At 70.4% G+C, this 6,362-nt stretch carries 8 protein-coding genes; 3 read left to right on the top strand and 5 right to left on the bottom strand.

Annotated features, from left to right (window positions below; genetic code table 11):
• From GGQ54_RS16610 to GGQ54_RS16590, 5 genes are all read right to left on the bottom strand, one after another.
• Positions 1-532 (bottom strand): hypothetical protein (locus GGQ54_RS16610; RefSeq protein ID WP_179446716.1); only part of this gene is annotated, 532 nt, incomplete at its 3' end.
• Positions 532-783 (bottom strand): glutaredoxin domain-containing protein, encoded by a 252-nt coding sequence (locus tag GGQ54_RS16605; protein ID WP_246293541.1) that lies wholly within the window; start codon positions 781-783, stop codon positions 532-534. The genes GGQ54_RS16605 and GGQ54_RS16610, both read right to left, overlap by 1 nt.
• Positions 780-2,444 (bottom strand): VldE C-terminal domain-containing protein, encoded by a 1,665-nt coding sequence (locus GGQ54_RS16600; RefSeq protein WP_179446715.1) that lies wholly within the window; start codon positions 2,442-2,444, stop codon positions 780-782. The genes GGQ54_RS16605 and GGQ54_RS16600 overlap by 4 nt, the downstream gene beginning before the upstream one ends.
• A gap of 152 nt (positions 2,445-2,596) precedes the next feature.
• On the bottom strand, positions 2,597-4,102 hold the full coding sequence (locus GGQ54_RS16595) for a hypothetical protein (protein ID WP_179446714.1): 1,506 nt from the start codon (positions 4,100-4,102) through the stop codon (positions 2,597-2,599).
• Positions 4,103-4,124: 22 nt separating this feature from the next.
• On the bottom strand, positions 4,125-4,346 hold the full coding sequence (locus GGQ54_RS16590; RefSeq protein WP_179446713.1) for a helix-turn-helix domain-containing protein: 222 nt from the start codon (positions 4,344-4,346) through the stop codon (positions 4,125-4,127).
• Between the two features lie 158 nt (positions 4,347-4,504).
• On the opposite strand from GGQ54_RS16590, the gene GGQ54_RS16585 reads away from it, so the two are divergent.
• The 3 genes from GGQ54_RS16585 to GGQ54_RS16575 are packed head-to-tail and all read left to right on the top strand — an operon-like array spanning position 4,505 to position 6,355.
• On the top strand, positions 4,505-5,386 hold the full coding sequence (locus GGQ54_RS16585) for a hypothetical protein (RefSeq protein ID WP_179446712.1): 882 nt from the start codon (positions 4,505-4,507) through the stop codon (positions 5,384-5,386).
• The gene (locus GGQ54_RS16580) at positions 5,383-5,619 is read left to right on the top strand and encodes a hypothetical protein (protein ID WP_179446711.1); all 237 of its coding nucleotides are present in this window, start codon (positions 5,383-5,385) and stop codon (positions 5,617-5,619) included. The genes GGQ54_RS16585 and GGQ54_RS16580 overlap by 4 nt, the downstream gene beginning before the upstream one ends.
• A gap of 4 nt (positions 5,620-5,623) precedes the next feature.
• Entirely contained in the window at positions 5,624-6,355 is a 732-nt protein-coding gene (locus tag GGQ54_RS16575) for a DUF8175 domain-containg protein (protein WP_179446710.1), read from the top strand.
• The last annotated feature ends 7 nt before the right edge of the window (positions 6,356-6,362 follow it).

The following is a 6,362-nucleotide window of genomic DNA, read 5'->3' as shown; positions in this document are numbered from 1 at the left end:
GGGTGTCGAGCACCCGCAGCATCGCAGCCCGCCCACGCGCGGCCTCTTCCGCAGCCGCGGCCGCGGCTGCGGCGTCGCGCTCGGCCTGCGCGGCGGCCGCGTCGCGCGCGCGCGCTTCGGCGGCGCGGCGGCCGCCGAACAGGCCGGTGAGCCAGCTGGTGAACCCGCCCGCCGGGGCCGCCGGTTGACCGTCGCGCTCGGCCCCGGCAGGGTGTGCCGGTCCGCCCAGCCCCGCAGCACTATTGGTACTGTTCCCGGCGTTACCGGTGATAGCGGTGTTGGTGGTGGTGCGGTGCCAGCTGCCGTCGGGCAGCACGCGGAGGCGCTCGTTGGTGCCGTCCTCGTTACGCGCGAGCACGTCGACGGGTCCGTTGATGGTGACGGCGAGGTGTTGGAAGTAGGCGAGTGCGGCGTCGCGGCAGGCGTCCGGATCGGGATAGGCGGGCTGCGGTAGCTGTGCGGGCCGGTCGTCGACCGCCAGGGTGTAGCGGCCTTCGGGTGTGAAGGTCACCTGGGCCGAGATAGAGGGCATCAGGCGCTCCTTTCGCTGAGTTGGCTGATCAGGTCGGGCCGGAATCCGGACCAGTGTTGGTGGTCGTCGACGACCACGACGGGGGAGTGGCTGTAGCCGAGGTCGTCGGTGATCCAGTCGATGGCGTCGGGATGCTCGCCCAGATCCACCTCGACCACCTGGATGCCGGCGGCGGTGAGGGCGCGCAGGGTGGGCCGGCATTGGACACAGCGCGGCGTCGTGTACACAGTCACCACCAGATCCGAGGTCATGGCCGGATCCCGTTCTTCCGGAGCCATGTGGCGGGGTCGGTGGCCTCGTAGACGCTGCCGGGGGTGGTGCCGGGCGGATAGTACTCGAAGTGCAGGTGCGGCCCGGTGACGTTGCCGAGCGCCCCGGTTTTCCCGACCTCTTGGCCGGCTTTGACCTGTTGGCCGGCTGGGACGAGGCGGGCGCTGGCGTGGGCGTAGAGAACGTGGGAGCCATCCGACAGGCGGATCGCGAACACGTTCGGCCCGGCCCATCCGGACGCGCCGGGCACGTCGACGACGGTGCCGTCAGCAACCGCATACATCGGCGTACCGACACCGGTCCCGCCGAAATCCAATCCGGTGTGATATCTCGCCCAGATGCCGGTCTGGCCGAACGTTGCCGACAGGCTGTACTGGCCAGGCTTGATCGGGCTGGCGACACCGTTTACGGGGGTGAGCGGGTCGCCTTGGGCGGGCTGCTGCTGAGTGTCGGCCGGGCACGACTGGGGCTCGGCCGGCGGCGGGGTGTCCCCGACGGGCGGAGCCTGGCCACCAGGCGGGGCGGCGGTCAGCGGCTGATCGCCGGCCGGCGCCTGGGCGGTGAAGCTGATGTGCAGGTGGTCTTCGTGGTTCTGCGTGGGGCTGCCGCGGTCCGCTTGTTTGCGCCAGCCCTCGTTGTCGCGGCGGATGCTCCAGATGTAGTGATCGAACTGGATGTACTCGATGCCGAGAGCCTTGGCGTTGGCTTGGGTCCAGTCCCGGATTTTCTGGCCTTTGGCCTTGTCTTCCATGGTCATCACGTCCAGCGCCAGCCCGGCCGGATGACCGCCCTCGTCCCTGGCGTCGGCGCGGTATCCGCCGATCGTCTTCACGTCGAACCGGGTGCCGATCAGGCCGGCGGCGCCGGCGACGTGGTCTTTGACGGGGCCGAGGCCGTAGCGGCCGCGCGCGGCCTGCGGATTCGCCTCACCGGTGTGCCCCGCGCCGGCGGGGGGCGGGTCACCGTCCCCGGCGGGCGGCTTCTCGCTGTTGCGTTTCTGGGCGGGTTCGCCGCCGCCGTAGCGGGGGAACTTCTGGCGGAATTCGCGCAGGTAGCTGCGGGTGATCGAGGGCAGCTCGGGGTAGTTCTCGAGGTTTCCCTCGCCGGCGTTGTGGGCGATCATCAACGCCTCGAGCTCGGTGAGCTGGGTGGTGTAGGGCGCGGTCGGGTTGGACCGCCGCATCGTCCGCACCGTTTCGAGCCGGTTGTCGAAGTACCGCGCCCCGTAGCGGGTATGGACCATCGGGTCCTTGATGTCCGGATCCTCAAAGGTGCCGCCGCCGGTGATGCCGGACCATTCCTCATAGTTGATCTGCAGCAGTCCCCAGGTGCCGCCGTTCTTGTCGGGGTAGAACAGGTCGGGCTGGAAATCGGACTCGCGGTCCATGATGAACGCAAAAAACGCGGGCGGGATCCGGTACTCCGACGACGCCGCGGCGTTCTCCACCCACGGCACCGCCTTGCCCGGCACACCCTGCCCGTTGAACCGCCCACCGCCCCCGCCGCCGGCGGGCGGCTGCTCCGCCGCACTACTCTCCGGAGCGACAGCGCAGAACAGCGGCAGCAGGATGATCACGACGGAGAGCGGGAGGATCAGCGCGATCGCCACCACCCCCGCGACCACGCCGGCGACCGGCTTCACGACTCCGCCCTCAACAGGTGCTGGTGGGGGTGATGGACCGGTGACACCGGTCCGGCTAGGCTAGCTCCGCTCCCAAGCATTCGCAGATTGATCCCTTCGTGTGCTGTGAGCATCCGTGGCCCCCGAGCTTCTGCTTGGGGGCCACGCTCTGTCTACTGCTCGACCACCGGCGCCGCGTACAGCATCGTGGTCCCGTCCACCGCTTCCGCAATAAAGAACCCGTGGAGCGGCGAGTACGTCACCGGCGGCTCAGGCCAACCTTGAAAGTCGGTTCGCGGCCCCTCGAGCCCCGGGTTGAGCGTGATTGCCGGGCGGAGGATCCCCTTCTTGGGATCCGGTGTGCTCTCACCCCACACGTAGCCGGGGAGGATGAATCTCTTGGCGATCCAGCCCACGTTCAGACCACGCGTCTTGCCTTTGGTGTCGTCGGTGACGGTGCTGCCCTGGACCGCGTACGGCACGGAGGTGTGGGTCACCCACGGCTGGCTGGCTGATGTGTCGGCCGGCTCGCCGATGGGTTTGCCGTCGAGGGAGTACAGCTGGGCTTGGCCGCTCTCGGGGCCGGGCAGCAGGAGCGCATTCTGGGTGGCGCCGAGGACGACCTCGCCGCCGCCGGCGTCGCGTTTGCCGAATTTGAGCTTGGCGGTGGGTTTGGGTGCGGTGGGGGCGTCGGTGTTGAGGGTCCAGAGCCGGCCGTCGCGGGCGACGGCGGTCACCGCGGCCTCGTCGGCGCGGGCGACGGTGGCGCCGGCGGGCACGGTCCGCGGGACGAGCTGCCCGCCCTGGATCACTTTGGCGAGGGTCGCGTCGCCGTTCTCGATGGTGACCAGCGGACTGCTCCCGGCTTCGAGCTTGACTTTCTCCCCGGCCACGACGGGGACCGATCCGACGGGTTGGGGTGCGCCGGTGAGGGGCCACCAGTGGATGGTGTCGCTAGTGGCGACGGCGATGCTGGGCTGCCCGTCGATCGACGTCCGCACCGGACCTTGCTGAATCTGGGCGCCGGGGGGTAAGGGGCTGCGCCAGGCGATGACGCCGGTGACGGCGTCGAAGCCGGTGATGCCGCCTTGGTCGTCGGCGACCACGATCGCGGTATCGGTCAGCACCGCCCGCGGCCCATCCGGACGCTGCTGGGAGCTGACGGGGACGGCCCAGCTCGCCTGGGGCGACCACATCTCCTCGGGAATCGGGATCGGCAACTCCGCCGGCGGCGGGACACTCGGCCCCGCCGGCGCAGGCGGCTGTTGGGCAGCCTCGCTGGCGCCGCGGCTCGTCACGATCACGGCGGCGATACCGACGGCCAGCGCCACCACGCCGGCGGCGGCGGCGAGCAGGATCCAGCTCCGCCGCCGCTTCGCGCGTGCCTGGGTCGTCGGGGTGGGGCCGCCGATGTCGTGGCGTTGGCCGTCCGCGGTGACGACGAGGGACCAGCGGCGCCCGTCCGAGCTCGCCGCGACCCGGGCGGCCGGCAGCCCTCGCTCGGCGATCCGCCGCGCCGCCTCCGCGACCGCGGCGTCGTGCAGATCGACGCCGGCAGGCGCTTGGACGTCGACGCCCTCGACGACCAGGCGGGCCGGCTCCGTGGTGGTGATCTCGACACTGATCACCGGAAACGGCGGCACCTGACTCGGATCAAACGACTCACTGCTGGGGGGCATGAAAGTGATCCCTTCGCTCGCGCTACTCGGTCTGCTCCTGCTGTTCGTGCTCCCACGGATCCCGGCCGTCGATGATCGCCCGCACCGTCGACCGGCGCATCCGCCAATCCCGCTGCCCGGGCCGCACACCAGGCCACACCCCCGCGCGCAGGTTCTTCCTCACCTGATCGGCTGACACCTGCAACACCCCCGCGACCTGATTTGTCGTCAGCAGATCTGGATAATCATCGAGAGACTGTCCCACCAGTCAGCTACCTTTCGGTCGTACAGCAATGGGCGCCTGCAACCAAAGGGTTGGCCGGGGGGCCGCGCCGCGTCATTGCCTGGGACTGTAGCGAAGCTGGTGCGAAACCGGAAGAACCCCTTGCTAATTGGTCTTGGCACGTTTTACTGTGTCGTTCGTTGGGATCAATCGTCGATGCTGGGGAGAAGGTGCAGGTGAATCAAAACCCGTTCGTTCCGGCCCCCCAGGAACTCGATGTGGCGCAGGTGAAGCGCGAGGAACATGAGCGGCGTGCTGCGGCGCGCGCGGTGCGGCGGCATGGCCGCGACGTGCTGCGCGGCGGCCCGACCGCTCCGATCTTGACCGTCACACCCCCCGACCAGCCCGTCCTCTATCGGCTCCCGGCCTGGTCCGGTCCTGCGCCGGCGCTGTGGTTGGTCGGTGTGCACGGCCGGGCCGGTGTCGGGTCGCTCCTGCGGCAGCTTCCGGCCGGTTATGCGCTGCGGGCGCCGGGCTGGCCCACCATCCACGGCGGCGTTTGTCGGGTGGTGGTGATGGCGCGGTCAGACCGGGCCGGTTTGGACCGGCTCGAGCTGGCGCTGCGGGAATGGGCCTCCGGTGCGCTGGCGGGTGTGGTCGAGCTGGCCGGTGTGGTCGTGACTGACGATGCGCCGAAGGTGCCGCGCGAGTTGCGCGAGCAGGTCGAGCGGGTCGCGGCGATGGCGCCGGTGCTGTGGCGGGTCCGGTGGATCGAGGCCTGGCGCACCCTCCCGCCCGACGAGCAGCAGCCCTCGCAGCAGATGCTCCGCATCACCGCCTCCATCCTCGACGACACCCCCGCTGAACCCGCCCGTGAGCCGGTGGGCCCACGGCTCGATGACCCTGGGGCGCCGTTCAGCCCCGACGCGCCAGCGCGGAACGGCGCGGCGCGGACGTCGGCGTCGTCGGACAGCCGGTGGCGCCTCACCCCCCAGCAGCCCGAACCGCCGGTCGACGGCAGGCGTTCGGGTTTGTCCAGGAAGATCAGCCAGCCAGCAGCGCAAGGGAAAGGATTTTCATGATTGACGATGTGAACCCGGAACGACCGCCGGGGTTCGAGCAGTTCACCACCATCATCAACTACGTCGCCTGGGCGGCGATCATCATCTGCGTCCTCGGCTTCGTCGTCTCCGCGGCGCGGCTCGGGATCGCCTACCGCAACGGGGAGATGGAAGGCGCCAAAGGCCTGGTGTTGGCGCTGGTCGCGTGTGTGATCATCGGCGGCGCCGCCGGCATCATTGAGCAGTTCACCTGAGCCGATGGCTGAGGATGCCGGTCAGGAGCGCCCGTCCCGGTGGGACGGGCGGGTCCTGACCTGGGGTCTGTCCGCGATCGTGGTCGCCGGCGTGGTCGCGATGGCGCTCGTCCTCGGACTCACCAGGAGTACTTCCCCGGCCGCGACGTCAAGCGCCGCTGCCGGGTCCCCGGCCGCGGTGCCGGTTCCGGCGGGCACCGTCCCGCCTGCGGGCGCATCTGCCGGCTGTCCCGACCTGTCGGTCGACACGGGTGTGCCGTCGGATGTGGCGTGGGTCGACTGGGACGGTGCCCTGCTGCCGGTCAGCCCGACGGGCGGCCCCGCCCGGCGCAACGGTGACGGGTTCGGCATCTGCTATGCCCCGGGCCAGGGCGGCGCCATTCTGGCTGCGGCGCACGCCGCGACGGCGATCAGCCTGGAGCCGGACCGGAGCTGGGCGGCGCGGTTCGTCCAGCAGCGGGTCACGGCGGGCCCGCGGCGGGAGGTGATGATCGCTGAGCTCGAGCAATCGCCGCCGGGGACCGGGGCCGGGCAGATCGCGGGCTACCGGGTCGTCTCGACCCGAGACACCGCGGCGATCGTGGCCATCTACCTGGCGTTCGACGACGCCACCGGGCACACCGAATTGACCGTCTCGCTGGTCAGGGACGGCGGCGACTGGTACGTCGATGGCACCCAAGGCGTCGCCGTGGCGTCGGCCTCCACTACGACATTCACCCGCTGGGGCCCCGCCTAGAACGAAG

The organism is Naumannella cuiyingiana, assembly GCF_013408305.1.
In the GTDB taxonomy this organism is placed as follows: domain Bacteria; phylum Actinomycetota; class Actinomycetes; order Propionibacteriales; family Propionibacteriaceae; genus Naumannella; species Naumannella cuiyingiana.
The sequence above is the reverse complement of the archived record's forward strand: the minus strand, read 5'-3'. Positions and strand labels throughout refer to the sequence as shown.

Bases quoted from the DNA above. Each gene is read 5' to 3' on its own strand.
- GGQ54_RS16605 (WP_246293541.1), bottom strand. From the start codon at position 783: ATGACCTCGGATCTGGTGGTGACTGTGTACACGACGCCGCGCTGTGTC.
- GGQ54_RS16595 (WP_179446714.1), bottom strand. From the start codon at position 4,102: ATGCCCCCCAGCAGTGAGTCGTTTGATCCGAGTCAGGTGCCGCCGTTT.
- GGQ54_RS16580 (WP_179446711.1), top strand. From the start codon at position 5,383: ATGATTGACGATGTGAACCCGGAACGACCGCCGGGGTTCGAGCAGTTC.
- GGQ54_RS16575 (WP_179446710.1), top strand. From the start codon at position 5,624: ATGGCTGAGGATGCCGGTCAGGAGCGCCCGTCCCGGTGGGACGGGCGG.